The following is a 19,855-nucleotide window of genomic DNA, read 5'->3' on the forward strand; positions in this document are numbered from 1 at the left end:
GGGCGCAGGGGTCAAGTCCGGGATCAGAACCTGGCCGCGCGGGGCACGAGGCCGGAGAGCACGCGGACGAGGTCGGTGAAGTCCACGGGCTTGGCCAGATAATCGTCCATGCCCGCGTCGAGGAACTTCTCGCGGTCGCCCTTCATGGCGTGGGCGGTCAGGGCGATGATGGGCACCAGCGCCTTGTTGCCCAGGCTGTCGTCATCCCGGATCAGCCGGGTGGCGGCCATGCCGTCCATGCCGGGCATCTGGATGTCCATGAGCACGATGTCGAACGTGCCGGAGCGCACCCGCTCCAGGGCCTGGAACCCGTCCTCCGCCGTGACCACCGCGTGGCCGAGCTTCTCAAGCAGCCGCAGGACCGATATGCGGTTGACCGGCTCGTCCTCCACCAGAAGCACGGACAGGGGCCGGACGCTGGCCGGGATCGACAGCGTGTCCGCGTCCACATGGTCGTTCTCGCTGGCCTCGCGGACTTTGAGGAAGAGGTGAATGCGCGTGCCCTCCCCGTCGCTCTCCACGTATATCTCGCCGCCCATGAGGTCCACCAGCCGCTTGACGATGCCAAGGCCGAGCCCGGTGCCGCCATACTTTCGGGTGTGGGAGCCGTCCACCTGCGAAAAGGCGCTGAAGACAGAGCCGAGCATGTTCTCGGGGATGCCGATGCCGGTGTCGCTGACCGAGAGGAACAGGCGCATGGTCTGGTCGGTCGTATCGGCCCGCTGGACCCAGGACTCGACCGTGATCCGGCCCGAAGGGGTGAACTTGACCGCGTTGCCCACGAGGTTGAAGAGGATCTGCCGGATGCGCGCCTCGTCGCTCAGGATCAGCGGCGGGACAGAGGCATCGGTCTCCACGGCCATGACCAGCTGCTTCTCTGCGGCCTGGACCGAGAAGTTTTCCAGCACATCGGCCACCACGTGCCTGATGTCCAGCGGCTCGGACTCCACCGTGAGCATCCCGGCCTCCATCTTGGAGAAGTCGAGCACGTCGTTGATCACCCGGAGCAGGCTGCGCCCGGATGTCAGGGCGGTGTCCACATAGTCGCGCTGCTCGTCGTCGAGCTTGGTGCCGCCCACCAACTGGAGCATGCCGAAAATGCCGTTCAAGGGGGTGCGTATCTCGTGGCTCATGTTGGCCAGAAACTCGCTCTTGGCCCGGTTGGCGGACTCGGCGATCTCCTTGGCCTTGACCAGCTGCTGGGCCGAGATCTTGCGCTCCTCCTCCACCCGGATGGTGGCGGCCACGATGCCCATGAGCTTGCCGTCGTTCTCCGACGGCTCATAATCGCCTCGGAACAGGACATAGAGCGCGCCCACGGGCCTGCCGTCCAGAAAGACCAGATCCCCGACAAAGGTGGACGGACTCGCTGCGCTCGCCAGCGTATCCTGGAGCGCAAAGGGCGTGGATTGCAGGTCGCGCACCACGAACACGCCCTGACCGCGCCCGGCGAGCATGGCCGCGAACACGCTCTCGTCAACGCAGTCCGCGCTGATCGCGCAGGCGGGCGCACCCCAGGCGCTGACACAGGCGTTGCCTCCTTTTTCGAGCCGCTTGTAGCAGGCCACCTGCCCGCCCAGCAGCTCACGGATCAACCCGGTCAGGCTGGAGATGTTCTCGTCCGGGTCGGCAGTGAATCCGAGCACGCAGGTGTTGATGCTGGACAGCCGGTTCTCGGTGCGCCTGCGCTCGGTGATGTCAAAGGCGATGCCCGCCATGCGCAGGGGCGAGCCGTCGTCAGCCCGGAGAAAGACGCGCCCCCTGGCCCCGAGCCACCGCCACTCGTCGGCCTCGGTGCGCAGGCGGAACTGGACTTTGAACACCAGCGCCCGCCCGTCCAGGCAGCGCTGCAACTGCTCACGCACGCTAGCCGCATCTTCGGGATGCAGCCGACTGAGCCAGTCGTCGCTGCGGCCTGCGAGTTGATCCTGCCGACAGCCGAGCAACTCGGCCCAGCGCTCGTTGGAGACGACCCGGTCCTCGCCTATGTCCCAGTCCCAAAAGGCGATATCGCCGCCGCGCACGGCCAGATCGAGCCGCTCCTCGCTCTCGCGGCGCGCCTCTTCAGCTGCCACGCGCTCGGAGATATCGAGCACCGTGACGAGCTTGTGCTCCTGATCGCTCAGGAAGACGGTACTGACGAAAAGCTCCACGTCGCGCACCTCGCCCCAGGCGAGCCGATGCTGGACTATCAATTGTTTGCTGCCGTCCAGGGCCAGGTTTTCGTCCTCATCCGGCTGCCGCAGCCGCAGGCCGTGCAGACTCATGCCCACCAAATGGCCGGGCCGGAACCCATAGAACCTCTCCGCCGCCGGGTTGGCCTCCATGATCCGCAAGGTGGCCGATTCGACGAACAACTGGGGCAGCTGGTTGTCGGTAAACATGGCCCGATGCCGCTCCGCGCTCTCCCACAGGGCGCTCTGCGCCCGCTTCCTGATCTCGGTCTCTTCCTGGAGTGCCTTGTTCTGGCAGTCCGCCTCGGATCTGGTCAGAAAGAGGCGGCGGCCTAGCCAGACTGTGGCCCCGGCCAGCAGGACCAGGACGATCACCCCGGCCCAGAATGTCGCGACTTCGGCCCCGATGCGCCCGGCAGGCGAGAGCCACTGGCGCGCACTGGCGTGATAGGCCGACCTCTCATCCGCCTTGAGTGCGCCCAGGTCCGCGTCCAGCGTCTTCAGCAGCTCGGGGCTGTCCGCCCGGACCGCGAAACGGAGGCTGACCGGATTGAACAGGATGGGGGCCTCGCGCACACCCAGCTCCTGCATGTGGCGCAGGCCGAAGAGCCGGTTGGCGATCCCGGCATCCACCTCACCTTGGCGGATGGCCGAGAGGACTGCGTCGTAGCTGTCGAATTCGAGCAGGGTGAAGCCCACGCCCATGCCCCCGGCCAGCCGCTTGAAGGACTCCACGTGGGGGCAGTCGCGCCTGACGCCCAGCCGCCTGCCTGCGAGGTCCTGCACGTTGGACACCGCCAGGCCGTCCACATAGATGGCACCCCAGTCGGAGAGGATGGAATTGGTGGTGAAGACGATGCTGTCGAACAGTTTATAGACAAAGGGCGTGCCGACGCAAATGTCGGTTTCCCCGGTGCCGAGGCGGTCCAGGCATTCGCTGGCCGATCCCTGGACAAAGGCGATATCCCAGCCGCGCCCCTGCGCGATGGTCCGGAGTATGTCCGGCGCAAGGCCCAGAACCGCGCCATCCTCGTCGGCATGGGAAACGGGCGGATTCTCGAAATAGCCGACCCGCACCACCCCTTGGGCCGGGAGGGCGCTGAAGAACGTCAGGCAGAGCAGTGCTGCCGCGAAAGCGATGCGAGGTTTCACCAGTCCCCCAGAAGGTTCTGACCGGCCAGCATCCGGTCGCCACCGATATGGCCGTCATGGTCTGGACTTTGATACCCGAACTCAATCGATTAATCCATTATATATCGGAGGGTGGCCCGACGGGATCCGGCTAGCCGAGGAACCAGCGGCCTGCGGCCACCAGCCCCATGCCCAGGGCCACGGTGCCGAAGAAACTGCGGGTCCGCCAGGCCAGAAAAAAGGCAGGGATCGCAGCCAAGAGGAACAGGTTCCCCGGAGTGATGTCAAAGGACGCGTCCTTGAGCAGGAGCGACGGGAACAGCATGGCCGAGAGGACCGCCGTGGGCACGTAGGAGAGCCAGCGCACCACCGGACCGGGCAGTGAGCGCGAGGCCAGCAGCAGGACCGGGACCACGCGCGGGACGCAGGTGACCAGGGTCATGCCCGCGATGGTCAGGAAGACTGCCGTTTCATCCATGATTCCACTCCTGCGCCAAAGGTGGCGCCGATGATGGTGGCGATGATCACGCTGAACCTGTCGGCCCCGGCCTGGACCAGGGCGATGGAGGCCAGCCCGGTGAACCCGGCCACAAAGACGTGCAGGCCGTTGCGCATCTGCATGGCCAGCAGGGCGATGAACATGGCGGGCAGGGCGTAGTCGAGGCCCAGGGGGCGGATGTCCGGGATGGCCGATCCGGCCAGATATCCTGCCCACGAGGCGAGTACCCAGGCGAGGTGAGCCACCGCGTTGATGACGAACGAGACCGGGCGGGCCGTGTCACCCCTGCCGAACCGGGTGGAGTGCAGGGCAAAGGTCTCGTCCGTGACCTGATAGGCGAACAAGCCGAGCTGCCAGCGCGGCCACCCCTTGAGATTCGGGGCCAGCGAGGCGGTCATGAGCAGGTGGCGCAGATTGACCACCAGGGTCGTGGCCACGATGGACAGGGGCGGCATCCCGGCGGCGAACATGGCCACCGCGATGAGCTGGGCCGACCCGGCGTAGACGAGCAGGGACATGAGCACCGTGTTCAGAGCGGTCAATCCGGTCTTGTGGGCCAGCACGCCAAAGGCCGCGCCCACGGGCAGGTAGCCCATGACGATGGGGGCCGCCTGCCGGACGCCCGACAGCCATGCGCCCCGCGCGCCGTCCGTTTCCATGGTTGTGGTGGTCATCTGCCGCTTCTCCTGCATGGTCTTGTTTCCTTCTCCTGGCCGGGGCTTGCAGTAAAGGGGAAAATCTGCCATCGGTACAGATACAGAATACGTCAATTTCATACGGAACAGATTACCCGCAACAGGCAGGATCCCATGCAGGACACAGGCACGGAGCGCGAGGCATTCCGGTATCAGGAGGTGGCCCGACAGGTGCTGTCCATGGTCGATGCCGGGGCGCTCGGCCTGGGCGACAGGCTGCCCTCGCTGCGCACCCTGAGCGCCAACCTCGGGGTGTCCATCTCCACGGTCAATCAGGCGTATGTGGAGCTTGAGCGCACCGGGGTGATCGAGTCGCGCCCGCGCTCCGGGTTCTTCGTGCGCCAGCGCGCGGCCCGGCTGCCGCGCACCGGGAGCGCGGGCGAGGGCGCGCCCCAGGACGGCCCGCGCCCGGTGACGCGCGGCGGCCTGATCCAGACCGTGCTCGAATCCGTGGGCCGGGCCGACACCGTGCCGCTGGGCGTCATCGCCCCCGGAACCGGACTCCTGCCCCTCAAGGAGCTTTCCCGCATAACTGCGGCGGTGGTGCGCGACGATCCGGGCCGGGCCATGGGCTATGCCCCCATCCCCGGCGACCCGGAGCTGATCCGCCAGATCGCTTTCCGCTCCATGGAACACGGCATGGCTGTCGCCCCGGCAGACCCGGTGGTCACGGCAGGGTGCATGGAGGCCCTCTATCTCGCCCTGCGCTCGGTCTGCCGGGCGGGCGACACGGTGCTCATCCAGTCGCCCACCTATTACTGTTTTCTGCAACTGCTCGAAACCCTGGGCCTGCGCGCCGTGGAGATTCCGTCCGACCCGGTGACGGGCGTCCGCCCGGCAGACCTGGACAGCGCCCTGCGCGCCTATGACATTGCGGCCTGCGTCCTGGCCCCCAACTTCAACAACCCGGACTCCAGCCTGACCCCGGACGCGGCCAAAGGGGAGATCGTCTCCCTGCTCGCCCGCCGCGCCATCCCCCTGGTGGAGGACGACGTGTCCACGGATCTGCACTTCGCGCCCGTGCGGCCCGGCACCTACAAGCAGTTTGACCGGGCCGGGCTGGTGCTGTTGTGCTCGTCCTTTTCCAAGACCCTCGCGCCGGGCTTTCGGGTGGGCTGGATGCTGCCGGGCCGGTTCCGGCAGAAGGTGCTCGAAATCAAGGCCACCACCAATGTCTCCACCTCGGCCCCGGCCCAGATGGCCATAGCCGAATACCTGCGCCAGGGCCGCATGGAGCGCCATCTCAAGCGGCTGCGTGCCGCCCTGGAACGGCAGATGGACACCATGCAGCTCCACCTGGGCCGACACTTTCCCCCAGGCACCCGCGTCACCCACCCGGCTGGCGGCGCGGTCCTGTGGCTCGAACTGCCCGACACCGTGGATTCCGTGGAGCTGTTCTTCCGGGCCAGGGCGCACTCCATCGGCATTGCACCGGGCGCGATCTTCTCCACGGGCGACGGGTTTGCCAACTACATCCGTCTGAGCTGCGGCGCGCCGTGGACAGAGGCGCTGCACCACGGCATCGAGACCCTCGGCGCCATGGCTGCGGCCATGACCGATGAAAAATGCCCGGCTACCAGAAAAGCTCCAACCCCCTGACACTCAGGCGAATTTCCGCTTTACCGCCGGGTCGCGCGGGCGTACCGTTCCCCTTCCCTGCACACTGCGCAGGCCAGCTTCACAGACAAGGGAACGGCCATGAACCAACGACCGCACAGCGAAATCACCGCCGGATTCCTGGCCGCCTTTGCCGCATTCATCGCCTGGGGGCTGCTCCCGATCTACTGGAAAGGGCTCATGGGCGTGGCCCCGCTCGAAATCCTCTGCCACCGCATCCTGTGGTCCCTGGTCTTTATCGCCATCATCCTGACCTTCAAGCATCGCTGGGCCGAGACCTTCGCCCCGCTGCGCTCGCCGCGCAACCTCGTCATCCTGACCCTGAGCAGCCTGACCATCGCCAGCAACTGGCTCCTCTACATCTGGGCCGTGAACACGGGCAATGTCCTGGCCACCAGCCTGGGCTACTACATCAATCCGCTGGTCAACGTCCTCTTCGGGGTCGTCTTCTTCCGCGAGCGGCTCAACCCGCTGCAAACCGCGGCCATCGGTTTGGCCGCCCTGGGCGTGGCCAACTCGGTGGTCAGCTATGGCGACTTCCCCTGGATTTCCCTGACCCTGGCCGTGACCTTTGCCTGCTACGGGCTGCTGCGCAAGATCGCCGCCGTGGAGTCCCTGCCCGGCCTGTTCCTCGAAACCATGGTCCTGGGTCCGGCAGCCCTGATCTATGTCCTGCACCTTCTGACCAGCGGGACGAGCGGATTCCTGGCGGGCGACACGCGCATCGACCTGCTCCTGGTGGGCGCGGGCGCGGTCACGGCCCTGCCGCTGATCGGGTTCGCCTTTGGCGCGCGCCGCCTGCGCCTGACCACCATCGGCCTGCTGCAATACATCGCCCCCTCCATCGCCTTTGCGCTGGGCGTCTTTGTCTACCATGAGCCCTTCGGCCCCTCGCACCTGCTCACCTTTGCCTGCATCTGGTCCGGCCTCGCCCTGTACACCATCGACTCGGTCCGGGCCATCAGACGCCACCGCCGCACCAAGGCCGACACCCACTGACCCGCTGTCCGGGACACCACCTTCCAATCCGCTTGACACGCCCCAAACCATCGCCTATCGTCGATCAACGATGAAAGGCGCAGAGAAAAGACCACACCCGACAGCGGCGACCGCCATGGACACCAACATGAACACCACCATGAACATGAACGACCTGGCCGAGGCCTGCAAGGCCCTGGGCCATCCGGCGCGCCTGCGGATACTGGCCCACCTGCTCAAGGAGGACCGCTGCCAGTGCGGCGGCATCGTGGAGATCATGCCCCTGGCCCAGTCCACGGTCAGCCAGCACCTCAAGATCCTCAAGGAGGCCGGGCTGGTCACGGGCGAGATCGAGGGACCAAGGACCTGCTATTGCGCTGACAAGGACGCCCTTGCCCGGCTCGTCCGGGCCATGCAGGCCCTGAAGGACTGTGGCGAGAGCGGAAACGAAAAAGGGAGCGACCTGTGAACGGCAACACGGATTTTCCCATGAAAGAGGGCAAGACCCCGGAGGGCTTGACCTCCCTGGACGCCCTGATGGCGCCGAGCGACATTCAATCCTGCGCTCCTGCATGCGAGCCGGACAGCGACGCGCCCTGCTGAGGCCCCAAGCCCGACCCCCGTGCCGGGGTCTTTGAGCGGCCTGGATACGCCCTCGAACCCTATGTGGACGGCTTTGTGGACACCCCTGTCGGCCCGGTGCCACGGGTCCGCACCCGCCTCTTGGCCCGCGACCGGCTCCAGACGGCCACGGTGCGCATGGGCTATGGCCGCTACGACTACAAGGTGGTGCCCGGCCTCTACTGCGTGGGCACGCCCACATCCGACTCGCCGGTCATCGTCACCGGCAACTACAAGCTCACCTTTGACGCGGTCCGGCGCGAACTTTCAGACCTCGACGCCTGGCTGCTGGTGGCCGACACGCGCGGCATCAACATCTGGTGCGCCGCGGGCAAGGACCTCTTCTCCACCGACGAGGTGGCCTACAGCGTGACCCGCACCCGGCTGGCCGAGGTGGTTGCCCATCGCAGGCTGATCCTGCCCCAGCTCGGAGCCACGGGCGTGGCCGGCCACGCGGTCCGTCGGCAGTGCGGCTTCTCGGTGCTCTGGGGCCCGGTCCGGGCTGCGGACCTGCCCGCCTTCATCCAGTCCGGCAACACCCCGGACGAGGCCATGCGCACCGTCACCTTCACCCTGCGCGAGCGGGCCGAGCTGATCCCGGTGGAGCTGTTCATCCTGGGCAAGCCGCTCGGCCTGACCCTCCTGGCCGCCTTCCTGCTCTCGGGCATCGGGCCGGGCATCTTCTCGCCCGGCGCGGCGTGGGCGCGCGGGCTGGCCGCGGCCTGCGCCACTCTGGCAGGCATCGCGGCGGGCGGTGTGGCCGTGCCGCTGCTGCTGCCCCGGCTGCCCTGGCAAAGCTTCGCGCCCAAGGGCGCGCTGGTCGGCGTGGCCACGGGTGCGCTCAACGCGCTGCTCTTTGCCCAGACCCTCGGCCTGCTGGAATCAGCGGCCCTGATCCTGTGGACCACGGCCACGGCCTCGTACCTGGCCATGAACTTCACCGGCTCGACGCCCTACACCTCGCCCACCGGGGTGGAGCTGGAGATGCGCCGGGCCATCCCCATCCAGGCGGGCGCGGCCCTGTGCGCCCTGATCCTCTGGATCGCCGCCCCGCTCATCTGACACGAGAGTCACCTATGACAGAATATCGATACATCAACGGGGTGGCCACCCTGAAGCTCGACCAGGACGCCTGCGTCGGCTGCGGCATGTGCGCCACGGTCTGCCCCCACCGCGTTTTTGCGGTCAGCGAGCGCAAGGCCGGGATCGTGGATTTCGACGCCTGCATGGAGTGCGGGGCGTGCGCGCGCAACTGTCCGGCCAGCGCCATCGCGGTCAGGCCCGGCGTGGGCTGCGCCTCGTACATCATGGCCGTCTGGCTCGCCCGGCTGACCGGCAACAAGGTCAAAACCACCTGCTGCTGACCCGCGCCCCGTGTCCGGGAGCAAGCAAGCGGCCACCAAACGCCGAATTCTAGTGGCGCGGCTCACTGGCGTCTGCTAGCATCGCATGATCGATCCTCCTGCAACAAGAGCACACGATCATGGACACACGCAGGCTTTTCATCCTCCCGGCACTCAAGGCGGCTGCCATTTACGCCGTCTTCGGCGGCCTGTGGATCATCCTCACCGACCGGCTGCTCGAAATCATGGCCCGCGACCTGACCTCTTACGCTTCCCTGCAAACCTACAAGGGATGGCTCTACATCGTCATCACCGCCGTGCTGGTCTTCTGTCTGGTCAGAAACCTGATGCGCAAGGCCGTCCTGGCCATGGAGGAGATAGAACTCGGCGCGGAACGCTACAGGCTCTCGGCAGAGGGTGCCCACATCGGCACCTGGGACTGGGACATCAAGACAGGCGACATCGTCTTCAACGAGGAATTCGCCCGGATGCTCGGCTATGAATTCGACGCCTTCCCGCCCTTTTACGCGAGCTGGGAGGCCCTCGTCCATCCCGACGACAAGCCCGGCGTGCTCGCGGCCCTGACCGATCACCTCAAAGGAAGGACCGAAGAATTCACCAGCGAATACCGCGTCCTGACCGCAGACAACCGCTGGAAGTGGATCCTGGACAAAGGCCGGGTGTTCAAGTGGGACGAGGTGGGCAAGCCGCGCCGGGCCCTTGGCGTCCACATCGACCTGACCGAGCAGCGCGCCGCCGAGGAGGCCCTGGAGTCGGCCAAGGAGGTCGCCGAATCCGCCAACATAGCCAAGACCCAGTTCCTGGCCAACATGAGCCATGAGATACGCACCCCATTGAATGGCATCCTCGGCATGCTGCGGCTGCTGCGCGATCACGACCTGCCCCCGGAACAGGCCGAATACGTGACCACCGCCGAGACATCGGGCCGCAACCTGCTGGCCATCCTCAACGATGTTCTGAGCCTTTCCCAGATCGAGGCCAACGCCGTCCACGTCTGCCAGGAAGGGCTGAACCTGCCTCTGCTGGCCGATGCGGTCCTGCGCGTGTTCAAGGCGCAGATCGACAACAGCGGCGTGGAACTCGGCTTCACCATTGATCCGACCATTCCGCATGATCTGTGCGCCGACCAGGGCAAGTTGCGCCAGATTCTCTTCAACCTCGTGGGCAATGCCCTCAAGTTCACCCGCAACGGGTCTGTCCGCATCGACATCACCGCTGCCGACGACAGGCGGCACCCCGGTGACATCATTCTCATCTTCGCGGTGGAGGACACGGGCATCGGCATAGCGCAGGACCAGCTTGTCTCGGTGTTCGCGCCCTTTACCCAGGCCGATGGATCATACGCCAGAAAGTACGGCGGGGCCGGGCTTGGCCTGCCCATCGTCAGCCGCCTCGTCTCCCTGCTCGGAGGGTCGGTCTGCATCGACAGCCAGCCGGGCCAGGGCACCCTCGTGGTCTTCTCGGTGGCCGCCCGTGCCGACCACGGGCTACCGGCTTACGCCGCAGAGCGGCCCGCGCCGGTCGCGCACAGCAACTCCTACGCCATCCTCGTGGTCGAGGACGAGGCCGTCAACCGACTGACCGCAGAGCGGTTTCTGGAAAAGATTGGCCACCGCCCCACCAGCGCACGCAGCGGGACCGAGGCGCTGGCAGCCCTCAGGAGCGCCCCCTTCGACTGCATCCTCATGGACATCCAGATGCCGGACATGGACGGCATCGAGACCACGCAGGCCATCAGACGGGCCACGGACATCGGCCACAACGCATCGATCCCGGTCATCGCCCTCACGGCCCACGCCCTGCTCGACGACCGGGAGAAATTTCTCAAAGAGGGCATGGACGGCTATGTGCCAAAACCCATGACCATGGACGAGCTGGCTTACGAGGTCAGCCGGGTCATGGAAAGGGCCGCGTCATGAGGCGCATGCCCCCCAGCCGCCCCGGCCCGGCCCATTCCAGAACCTGAAACCGGCATCCGACAACGGGACATGGACACGAACAACGACATCAGGAACAACACCGGGGCCGACGCCTGGAAGATGAAACAGGGGCTGGTCCCCACAGTGGCCACCTACTGCCTCGTCGCGCTCATCGCCAGCCTGATCATCGGCATGGCGGTTGCCCGATCCCTCTCGGATATCTCGAAGCTGGCCACCGCCACCCGCGACGAGGTGCTTCCGGCCATCATCGACCGGCAGCGCACTGCCTTGAACCTGGAGCGGCTGGGCCGCTTCGCCGAGACCATCCATCACTCACGGGACAGCGGCATCCGGCGCCAGTTTCTTTTGGCCGGGCGCATCCTCTCCCAGGACTCGGTCTTCGAGGAGAACGAGACCATCAACCAACTGGTGGTGGCCGCCTATGCCGACATCGAGGCAATCGCCCGGCTCCGGGACCGCCGGGACCAGCTCGACGACGAGGCACTGGCCGTGCTGCATGGGTTCTCGACAGGCGGCGCTGATATGGACGCCCTCCTCGGCATCGCACCAGGCAGGGAGCTGGCCCGGCTGCTCTTTGAGGCGGACAGGAGCATTGACAGGGAATCCATGGCCCGGCTGGAATCGCAATTTCTCCAGCTGGCCGGGCAGGCCGGGACGCCCGCACCCAGGGTTGCGTCCAGCCTGGACAACGCCCGGTCCTTTTTCCGGCTGCAGGCCGAGGTCCTGGAAACGGACGCCACCTGTCTGGGCCTGTGGCTCGGAGTCAACGAATCCTTGGAGTTCATGGCCGACAGCCTGTCCATCAACGCCGAGGTCACGGCGGATGACCGTTTCACCTCCATCGCCGGGCTGGCCGACCGGGTCATGCAGACCGGGCTGCTGGCTGCCGGGGCGCTCATGCTGGCCTTCGGGGTGCTGCTCTACTTTTCCCAGCGCGACATCGTCACGCCCATCCTGCGTTGCGTCCACGGGTTGGAGCGGATGGCCAGGGGGGAGAGGGACGTGGTCCTGCCCGAGGCGCGGCTCAAGGAACTGGACGCCATCCGCAGCGCGGTGGAGCGGTCCGGGTCGCTCATGGCCCAGCTGGCGGAGCGGACCCGCGAAACCCAGGCCACCAACGAGGCCCTCAAGGCCGAAATGGAAGTGCGCCGCGAGACCGAGCGCGAGCTGGCCCTGGCCAAAGAGCGCGCCGAGGCAGCGGACCGGGCCAAGACAGACTTCCTGGCGGGCATGAGCCACGAGATCCGCACCCCCATGAACACCATCCTCGGCATGGCCGACCTGATGCTCGAAACCGACCCCACCCCGGTCCAGCGGCAATACATCGAGGTTTTCCAGTCATCAGGCGCGATGCTGCTCGGCATCATCAACGACGTGCTCGACCTCTCCAAGATCGAGGCGGGCGAGGTCCGGCTCGAAACCGTACCCGTGGACATGGCCGATTTCCTGAACCGCACCCGCGAGATCGTGGCCGGACGCGCCGCCCAGAAGGGGCTCGCTTTCCGCATCGAGCAGGCGGACCACGCGCCAAGGCGGTTCCTCGGCGACCCGGTGCGGCTGCGCCAGGTGCTGGTCAACCTCATCGACAACGGGATCAAGTTCACCGAGTCGGGCACTGTCCGCCTCGCCGTGGGGCAGGCCGCAGACCCCCCAGGCCGCCTGACCTTTGCCGTGACCGACACCGGCATCGGCATCGCGCCCGAATCCCAGGAGCAGATATTCCAACGCTTCACCCAGGCCGACGCCTCCACCACGCGCAAATACGGCGGCACAGGCCTGGGGCTGGCCATCTCGCGCAGGCTGGTGGAACTGATGGGCGGCGAAATCCGCCTTGAGAGCGCACCGGGGCAGGGCTCGACCTTCTCCTTCACCGTGGATCTTCCCGAGGCGAACGGCGCAGAAGCCGACCCTGCCCCCCTGCCGCCCGATGCCCTGGATATGGCCGCCCTGCTCGCCAGTACACCCTGCGCCGTGCTGGTGGCCGAGGACTCGGACAGCAACCGCGCCCTGCTCGAACTCTACTTCAGGGACACCGGCTGCCGCATCGATTTCGCCGTGGACGGGGGCGAGGCAGTGCGCAAATTCGAATCCGGCAGCTATGATCTCGTCCTCATGGACATCCAGATGCCCGGCATGGATGGCTACGAGGCCACCCGGCGCATCCGCGCCCTGGAGGCAGCGAGGGACAGACACCCCACACCCATCGTGGCGGTCACAGCCAACGCCTTTCAGGAAGACCAGACACAGTGTCTGGCCGCAGGTTGCACCGACTACCTCGCCAAGCCGGTCAGCAAGCACGCCCTGCTCCGATGCGTCGCCCGCCACGCCCGGCACAGCACCTAGCCCGACGCCCCATTCCCGGAGCGACCCAGAGTATTGACAAAGCCCACTCTGGCAGGCTGTTGAGAAAGGTTCGAGTGCTAGGCGCGAAAAAAAGGCAAGACCGACGCGTATATACAATACGCGAGGGTTTGCCTTTTTTGAAGCAACGACGCAATCGGGCCTTTGTCAGCAGCCTGAGCCGCCCCGTTCCCGGAGCGGCCCCTGCCTTGATTTTTTACAAGGCGGATCAGCCGAGCAGTTCGTTGACCTTCTTCATGATGGCAAAGGCGTCGCCCACGTAGAGAACATCGCACTTGCCCTGAGCCCAGCCGCATCCGGCATCGGTGTTGATGGCCCGGCGCTCGGCTATGAACCGCCAGCCCACCACGTGCGGCTCCTCGCCGTGGCAGCAGGTGGAGAGGCCCTTGGCGTGACGCGGGGAGGCCCCGGTCTGCCCCACCTGATGCATGTGCGTCAGGTACGAGATGACCGCGTTGCCCTCGCCGGAGATGTCCACCAGGGATTTGGACGAGCCAAGCGAACTCTTGGTGGCGTTCAGGAAGGTCAGGATGGTCTCCTCGGCCACGTCCACATGGATCGCGCCGTCGGCCTGCTTCTTGGTCCAGCCCGCTCCGGCCACCAGGAGCACGCGGGCGTCGGGCCGGATGGTCTGCTGGTCTGCCGAGGGGCATTCCAGCCCGGCCACAGTGGTGCGCACGGACGAGACATCCACGCTCAGCGCCTCGACCTCGGCCTTGCCCGCGCCGGAGAACGGCTCGGCGCAGCCGGAGTCAAGGGTCAGCACCCAGGGCCGCTCGCTGCGCGTCAGGGTGCCTTCCATGCGCTGGCGGTAGAACCAGCGCCGGGCCACAGGCTGCCCGCCCACCACGTCGAGGCCGCAGAGGTGCGTGTCCACGCGGCCCTCAAGACGCACGGCCAGCCCCGGCAGGGCGCGGCTGAAGCGCGAGGTGGCCGGGGCCACGATGATCTGCGCGCCGCACGCCCTGGCCATGGCCTCGGCAGCGGCCAGATCCGAGGCGTAGCGCGCATCCGCAAAACCGGGACCGGACACGCCGAATATCTTCGCGCCGCAACCGGCCACGCAGTCCGCGGCAGCGGCCACGTCAGCGCCGATGATGCCCACGGCCAGCGTGTGGCCCAGCTTCTCGGCCAGCCCCTTGGCAGCGGTGAGCGTTTCCAGGGCGGACTTGTGCAGGGTGCCGTCGCATTCGGTGTGTGCAAGAAAAAGAACAGTACTCATATCGGATATCCCCTTGCTACGCCTTGAGCCATTCGACGATTTCACGGGCCATCTCATCCACCGGCAGGTCCTTGACCACGCGGGTTTCGCGGCGCTGCTGCGGCACGGCCACGGCAGAGAGCTTCAGCCCGGAGCCGGACAGGTCGGCGGGCTTGGCCTGCATCAGGGCGGGCATGTTTTTCTGCATGTTCTGCATGCCGATCTGCGGGTTGTTGGGCGGCTCGGGCAGCTCGCCCGTGGCCCAGCCGAACACGGCAGGCGCACCGGCCACCACCGAGTTCTGGTACGCGCCGCCCTCGACGCGCTCCTTGACCTCCATGGTCCCATCGTCGCGCACGGTCAGCTTATCCACACCCTGGAACTGCTCGGTCACGCCGAGCATCTCGCCCACCATCTGCATGACTGCGCCCGATCCGCGCGAGGCGGACTGCCAGCCACCAAAGAGCAGCATTTTCGAAGTGTCCAGAGCGGCGATGCCCTTGATGGTCCCGGCCAAAACGCGGGCGGTCTCGTAGCTGTCGGTGAAGCCCGAGGCCGAACCGTCAGCCACCACCAGCTCGAACGGGGCCTTCTGGCTGACAGCCATCATCACCTGCTGGAGCTTGGCCTTGGGGGCCAAACTGACCAGCCAGACGCGGCTGCCGGGATGCTTCTTGGCCAGGGCGGCAGCCTCGTACAGGGCGTGCCCGGCCCAGGGGTCGAGCACTGCCGGGAGCATCATCTCGTTCTTGAGCGCCCAGCCGGTCGGCCCTTCGATTGGGGCCAGGGTCTGCAGCGGGTCGGGCACGATGCTGCCACAGACCACTATGTGAAATTCACTCATTCAATTACTCCTTGGAATGATTCCCGAAACCCGGCCATACCGGATCGCGCGGGCAGAGAGTCCGCATTCGTTTTGTCGGCGCGCCGTGGGGCGCACCCCGTGCGTATAGCCTAATTCTCGACAGAATGCAGCCCGCCCGAACCGGCTCCAAAACGGACGTTGGTCCGCTCCTTGTCCTTGGGGTCTGACTTGCTGCAATTCCAGATGCATGCGCCGCAGTGGACGCACTTTTCACGGTCAAAGAGCGGCGCGCCGCCCTCTGTGTTGACGGTGATGGCCTGGCCCGAACACGCCTCGATGCAGACCTGCTCGCGGCACGCCTCGCAGGTGTAGGGGTCGGCAAAACGCACATGATCCGCATAGCCGGGCGCGGCCTGCACCTTGCCGCCCATGAGCAGCGCGTCCTGGTGCGAGACCAGCAGGGTGCCGTCGAGCGGAATCTGCGGCCAGCCCACGCGGTCCATGAGCGCGTCATGCAGCGATTTGCCCTGCCGGGCGCACTCGGCCCGGATCTCGCGGATCTCGCCCTGGGCGATGTATCCCTTATAGTAATCCTCGACGGTCGGAATGCGGTCCTGGGGCTTGCGGGCGCTGCCGGGCATGTTCACCAAGCCGTTGGTCAGCCCGGTCAGGGCCATGCCGAGAAATCCCTTCATGATTGATGCGGTGAAGCCGTCGCGCGATTTTTCCGCCACCTTTGCCTCGGCCTCCACCCAGGAGGCGCGGCGTCTGGCCACGTAGGCGGCTTCGAGATTTTCCCTGGTGTACGGCTTGCCCGCCTGCATCAGTTCGAGCACGGCCTCGCCGAGCATCACGCCCGTGGCCCATGCCTCATCCACGCCCGAGCCGGTCAGCACGTTGGTGGAGCCGGACCCCTCGCCGATGCGCGCAAACCCGTCGCCGCACAAAAACGGCTCGCCGCGCCTGCCCGATTCCTGGAGCGATTTGGCGCCCCAGGAGCGCATGGTCCCGCCTTGAAGCCGCTTCCACAGGTACGGGTGGAGCATCCAGTGCTGCATGGAGCGGTAGGCGGTGCGCACCGGGTTGTCGAACCACGAGGGCACAAAGATGCCGAGCGAGGCCACATTGCCGGGATAGACATAGAGAAAACCGAAGATTTCCGGCTCGGGATAGCCGATGGTGTGCAGCACGGTGCCGGGCTGCCAGTCGCACCCCTCGGGCAGGTCCACCACGCACTTCATGCCGATGGCCCACTCGTGTTGATGGTTGCCCTCGGGCAACCCCAGCTCGCGGTCCAAATGGCGGCCCACCGGGCCCACCGGGCCGTCGGCCACCACGGTCAGGGCGGCCTTCATGTCCATGCCGGGCATGGAGCCAGGGCCAAGCGCGCCATCCTTGCCCACGCCCTGATCGACCATGCGCACGCCCCTGACGGCCCTGCCCTCCATGAGCGGCGCGGCCACCGGGCTGCCGGGCCAGATCTGGGCCAGACCCGTGCCCATCAGGTTGGAACCCACCCACTGGTTGAACTGGCCGATGGAAAAGATCATGCCCGGATGTTTCTTAAGAAACGGCGGCACATAGGGCAGCTCAAAGGCGTCGTCCTCCATCCAGCGCGACAAGGCCTTGTCCGCCAGCCTGAAGGCGCCGGGCCTGCGGCTCGCGCCCACGGGATCGCGCAGATAGACCACCTTCTCGTCCGTGACCTCATGGGCCATGGGGATCTGGCTCAGGTCGAGATCGGGAAACGACGCCCTGATGGCGCGCCCCTTGGTGACCACGCCGGACACGCCGAACCCGATGTCGTCGGCGCGCTCGTAGCAGATCACCTGCGGCGGCATGCCCGGCATGACCGCGCTCTCCACCGCCGGGGTGCCGTCCTCGCGCTTCAGCCCGCGCGTCAGGGTGGTCAGAAACCCGCCCGCCGCCGGGCCAAAGCCCACACAGACGATGTCGGTCTCCATCTCGGCGCGGGGTACTTCAGGGGTGTCCGTGGAATCGCTCATGGTGCCTCCGAGGCTGCCTCCGGCGGTCAGGGAACCTTTTGAAAAAGGTTCCCTAAACCCTCCCAAAATTTTTTAGCGAAAACGCGGCTGGGAGCGCTTGCGAGCCAGATGGAATGCGCAGCGGCGTTTTGGGTCTGGTTTCATTATCAGGAAAAGCGCGGGAGGGTAACTTTCGAAAGAGTTTCCCTCCCGCATTTTCATTACCCCATGGGATAATCCAGCGCCTCGGGGATCATGACCTCGGTCAGGGCGTTGCCCGCGCGGTCCTTGGCCTTGCGCGAACCAGCCATGCACATGTCGATCCTGGCCTTGAGGGCGCGGAACTCCGGGAGTTCGTCCCGGCAGCAACCGCCATGATCGCCGGGCAGACTGTCCGGGGCGTTGCACTTGCATTCATTGAAGCCATAGACCAGCTCGGTGCAGATGCGGGCCACCTCGCCAGCGGCCCGTGCGGCCTGGACGTGACAGATATCCTTGTAGAAACCGGTCAGATCGTCGATGCCGTCGGCCAGGGTCGGGCTCATGGGGCCTTTTTCGATGAGTTCCATGACATCGCAGGCCAGGAAGTAGGGTCCGAGCAGCCAGCCCAGGGCATCGGCCATGGGGAAGGTCACGCCCTGGCGTTTGTTGTGGAAGAGCTTGCGGCCCTCGTCGTCCGTGGTGTTTTGCAGATGGTTCAGGGTCCACTGCCACAGCTCCATGGCCGAGGCCAGGACAAAGCCGCCCAGGCCGGGCACGTCCCGGCCAGCGCGCTGCATCTGGCCCACCCAGGCGGTCATGATCGCCTGGAAGACCTCGCTGGTCATGGTCAGGGTCAGGTGACGGCGCTGCACGGCCTCCGGGCCTTCGTAGGTGGCCTCAAGCTGGGTGTCGGTCCACTTCTGCATCAGGAAGCCGGGGCAGTCCTCGGTGATGCCGTACCCGCCGACCATGGCCACGGCCTCGCGCATCATGGTCGCGCCAACCCCGGTGTTCCAGAGCTTGACGCCGGGGTTGAGCACGCCCGCCAGGGCCTCCATGTGGGCATACTGGACCAGGGTGTCGGCCTTGAGGGCCTCAAGGCGCGCCTGATCGCGCTCGGCGACCGGGGCGTATTCGAGATCGATGAATTCCTTGACCTGATCGCCGATGGCACGCAGGGCGGCCATCTGCTTGCGCGGGCCAGTCACGCCCTGGGCCTCGAAATGGGCCTCCTTGGCCTTTTCGATGGGGTCAAAGGCGTCGGCCAGCCGGGACGCGGCAAAGGCCAGGGAGCAGCCCGCCTCGCCCGAAGCCCAGACATCGATGAGCCGCTGCAGGGAGTCCTCGTTGATCTGGATGCCCTTGTCGAAGCGCGGGGAGCCTTCCTTGCAGGAATCGCCGCCCCGGAACCGGTTGCGGTGGTAGCGGATGACCGGCTCGACTGCCGAGAGCAGCTTGGCCGAGGACATCAGGCCCACCGGGATGCGGGTGCGGTGGAAGACCGCGCCGATGATTTCGGAGTGGGTGTATTTGGGCACGATCACGCCGTCCACCACCTCGTAGCCGCCGATGATGCGGCTGGCCGGAACCTTGAGATTGAGCACGGGATCGCGGGTGGAGGAAAGCTGGTGGACCATCTTGAGGGTGGGCGCACCCCGGTCAAAGAGCCCTTCGTCCGTGTCTTCGAGGATGACCATGAACGAGCCCTTGATGCGCTCGTCTGCGGACTCCACCGCTGCGGTGACGAAGTTGGCGAAGTCCATGTTGGTGATGAACCGGCCCCGCTTGTCGATCTGGAGGACCGGCTCCTGGCCTTCCTTCCACTCGGCAACAGAGGCCTTGCCGCAGAGCACGCCGGTGTCCACGCCCACATAGGGCAGCGGCTCGGTCAGGGCGAACGCCCCGCGCCAGATCTGGCGATCCTCGCCCGGCTGGGGCGGCACACACTTGCCCATGTAGAAGTCGCGCTGCTCCGGAGTGCCTTTCTCGTGAATGGGGGCCAGGGCCAGATTGGAGGCCAGCGAGCAGGTGGCCGCACCCGCGTCCACCCAGGACAGCTCAAAGGCGACCAGGGCCAGGGCCAGGTTCTTGGGGCCTTCGATGAAACCGCCCTGATGAGGGTCCATGAACAGCGCGGTCAGGCCGGCTTGGTCAAAGGCGGTCAGCAGTTCGCTTTTCTGGTCGGTCCACTCGTGGGTGTTTCGCGCGCCCTCGGCCACCAGCTTGGCCACCACGCCGCGCGCGATGGAGCGGGCGGACTGCACGGACATCTGGAGGTCGAAACGGTCGGAAAAACGCCACATGATCTGACGGACGTCGTCTCCCGGAAGAGTACGCAATGTATACATAGAACCTTTCCTGAGTTTGATTTGATGCCGGAATTCTGGACTATATAATAGTAGTTGGGCACGATAGGGCATGTTCCCCCACGAGTCAAAGTTTTTTTGGCCTTCAAACACCCGTTTATCCCGCATCCTGCCTTGATTCCCGGACATTACCGCC

The 19,855-nt window shown here is 66.1% G+C and carries 14 protein-coding genes; 7 read left to right on the forward strand and 7 right to left on the reverse strand.

All coding sequences use genetic code 11. From position 1 onward, the window contains the following. Nucleotides 1-23: 23 nt before the first annotated feature. The 3 genes from DAES_RS13335 to DAES_RS13345 all read right to left on the reverse strand — a co-directional run bounded on the left by DAES_RS13335 (nucleotide 24) and on the right by DAES_RS13345 (nucleotide 4,478). Nucleotides 24-3,326, reverse strand: a complete 3,303-nt coding sequence (locus DAES_RS13335) for a response regulator (RefSeq protein ID WP_013515557.1) — start codon at nucleotides 3,324-3,326, stop codon at nucleotides 24-26. A gap of 130 nt (nucleotides 3,327-3,456) precedes the next feature. Further along, nucleotides 3,457-3,783 carry an AzlD domain-containing protein gene (locus DAES_RS13340; protein WP_013515558.1) on the reverse strand — a complete coding sequence of 109 codons (327 nt, stop codon included), beginning with the start codon at nucleotides 3,781-3,783 and terminating at the stop codon, nucleotides 3,457-3,459. After that, a complete protein-coding gene (locus DAES_RS13345) occupies nucleotides 3,759-4,478 on the reverse strand; it encodes an AzlC family ABC transporter permease (RefSeq protein ID WP_041271802.1) in 720 nt (239 codons plus the stop codon). Before DAES_RS13345 ends, DAES_RS13340 begins: the two co-directional genes overlap by 25 nt. A gap of 135 nt (nucleotides 4,479-4,613) precedes the next feature. On the opposite strand from DAES_RS13345, the gene DAES_RS13350 reads away from it, so the two are divergent. The 7 genes from DAES_RS13350 (at nucleotide 4,614) to DAES_RS17025 (ending at nucleotide 13,362) form a co-directional block, all read left to right on the forward strand. Continuing rightward, the gene (locus DAES_RS13350; protein WP_013515560.1) at nucleotides 4,614-6,098 is read left to right on the forward strand and encodes an aminotransferase-like domain-containing protein; all 1,485 of its coding nucleotides are present in this window, start codon (nucleotides 4,614-4,616) and stop codon (nucleotides 6,096-6,098) included. A 99-nt stretch (nucleotides 6,099-6,197) separates the two neighbouring features. Continuing rightward, nucleotides 6,198-7,115 carry an EamA family transporter RarD gene (gene rarD, locus DAES_RS13355; protein ID WP_013515561.1) on the forward strand — a complete coding sequence of 306 codons (918 nt, stop codon included), beginning with the start codon at nucleotides 6,198-6,200 and terminating at the stop codon, nucleotides 7,113-7,115. A 115-nt stretch (nucleotides 7,116-7,230) separates the two neighbouring features. Next, nucleotides 7,231-7,563 carry an ArsR/SmtB family transcription factor gene (locus tag DAES_RS13360; RefSeq protein WP_236608413.1) on the forward strand — a complete coding sequence of 111 codons (333 nt, stop codon included), beginning with the start codon at nucleotides 7,231-7,233 and terminating at the stop codon, nucleotides 7,561-7,563. 68 nt (nucleotides 7,564-7,631) lie between these two features. Continuing rightward, a complete protein-coding gene (gene hgcA / locus DAES_RS13365; protein ID WP_252989025.1) occupies nucleotides 7,632-8,777 on the forward strand; it encodes a mercury methylation corrinoid protein HgcA in 1,146 nt (381 codons plus the stop codon). 14 nt (nucleotides 8,778-8,791) lie between these two features. Further along, nucleotides 8,792-9,079, forward strand: coding sequence for a mercury methylation ferredoxin HgcB (gene hgcB / locus DAES_RS13370; RefSeq protein ID WP_013515565.1), 288 nt, complete (start codon nucleotides 8,792-8,794; stop codon nucleotides 9,077-9,079). A 119-nt stretch (nucleotides 9,080-9,198) separates the two neighbouring features. Beyond that, nucleotides 9,199-10,998 carry a PAS domain-containing hybrid sensor histidine kinase/response regulator gene (locus DAES_RS13375; protein WP_013515566.1) on the forward strand — a complete coding sequence of 600 codons (1,800 nt, stop codon included), beginning with the start codon at nucleotides 9,199-9,201 and terminating at the stop codon, nucleotides 10,996-10,998. A gap of 69 nt (nucleotides 10,999-11,067) precedes the next feature. Continuing rightward, the gene (locus tag DAES_RS17025; RefSeq protein WP_013515567.1) at nucleotides 11,068-13,362 is read left to right on the forward strand and encodes an ATP-binding protein; all 2,295 of its coding nucleotides are present in this window, start codon (nucleotides 11,068-11,070) and stop codon (nucleotides 13,360-13,362) included. A 226-nt stretch (nucleotides 13,363-13,588) separates the two neighbouring features. Here DAES_RS17025 and DAES_RS13385 read toward each other — a convergent pair whose 3' ends face one another. The 4 genes from DAES_RS13385 to DAES_RS13400 form a co-directional block, all read right to left on the reverse strand. Then, nucleotides 13,589-14,602, reverse strand: coding sequence for an electron transfer flavoprotein subunit alpha (locus DAES_RS13385; protein WP_013515568.1), 1,014 nt, complete (start codon nucleotides 14,600-14,602; stop codon nucleotides 13,589-13,591). 16 nt (nucleotides 14,603-14,618) lie between these two features. Beyond that, nucleotides 14,619-15,425: an electron transfer flavoprotein subunit beta/FixA family protein gene (locus DAES_RS13390; protein WP_013515569.1), complete on the reverse strand. Its 807-nt coding sequence runs from the start codon at nucleotides 15,423-15,425 to the stop codon at nucleotides 14,619-14,621. Nucleotides 15,426-15,535: 110 nt separating this feature from the next. Continuing rightward, entirely contained in the window at nucleotides 15,536-17,392 is a 1,857-nt protein-coding gene (locus tag DAES_RS13395; protein ID WP_013515570.1) for a 4Fe-4S ferredoxin, read from the reverse strand. A 200-nt stretch (nucleotides 17,393-17,592) separates the two neighbouring features. Next, nucleotides 17,593-19,701, reverse strand: a complete 2,109-nt coding sequence (locus tag DAES_RS13400) for an acyl-CoA dehydrogenase family protein (protein WP_013515571.1) — start codon at nucleotides 19,699-19,701, stop codon at nucleotides 17,593-17,595. Nucleotides 19,702-19,855 lie beyond the last annotated feature (154 nt).

Origin of the sequence: Pseudodesulfovibrio aespoeensis Aspo-2, assembly GCF_000176915.2 — a bacterium.
Lineage (GTDB): Bacteria > Desulfobacterota > Desulfovibrionia > Desulfovibrionales > Desulfovibrionaceae > Pseudodesulfovibrio > Pseudodesulfovibrio aespoeensis.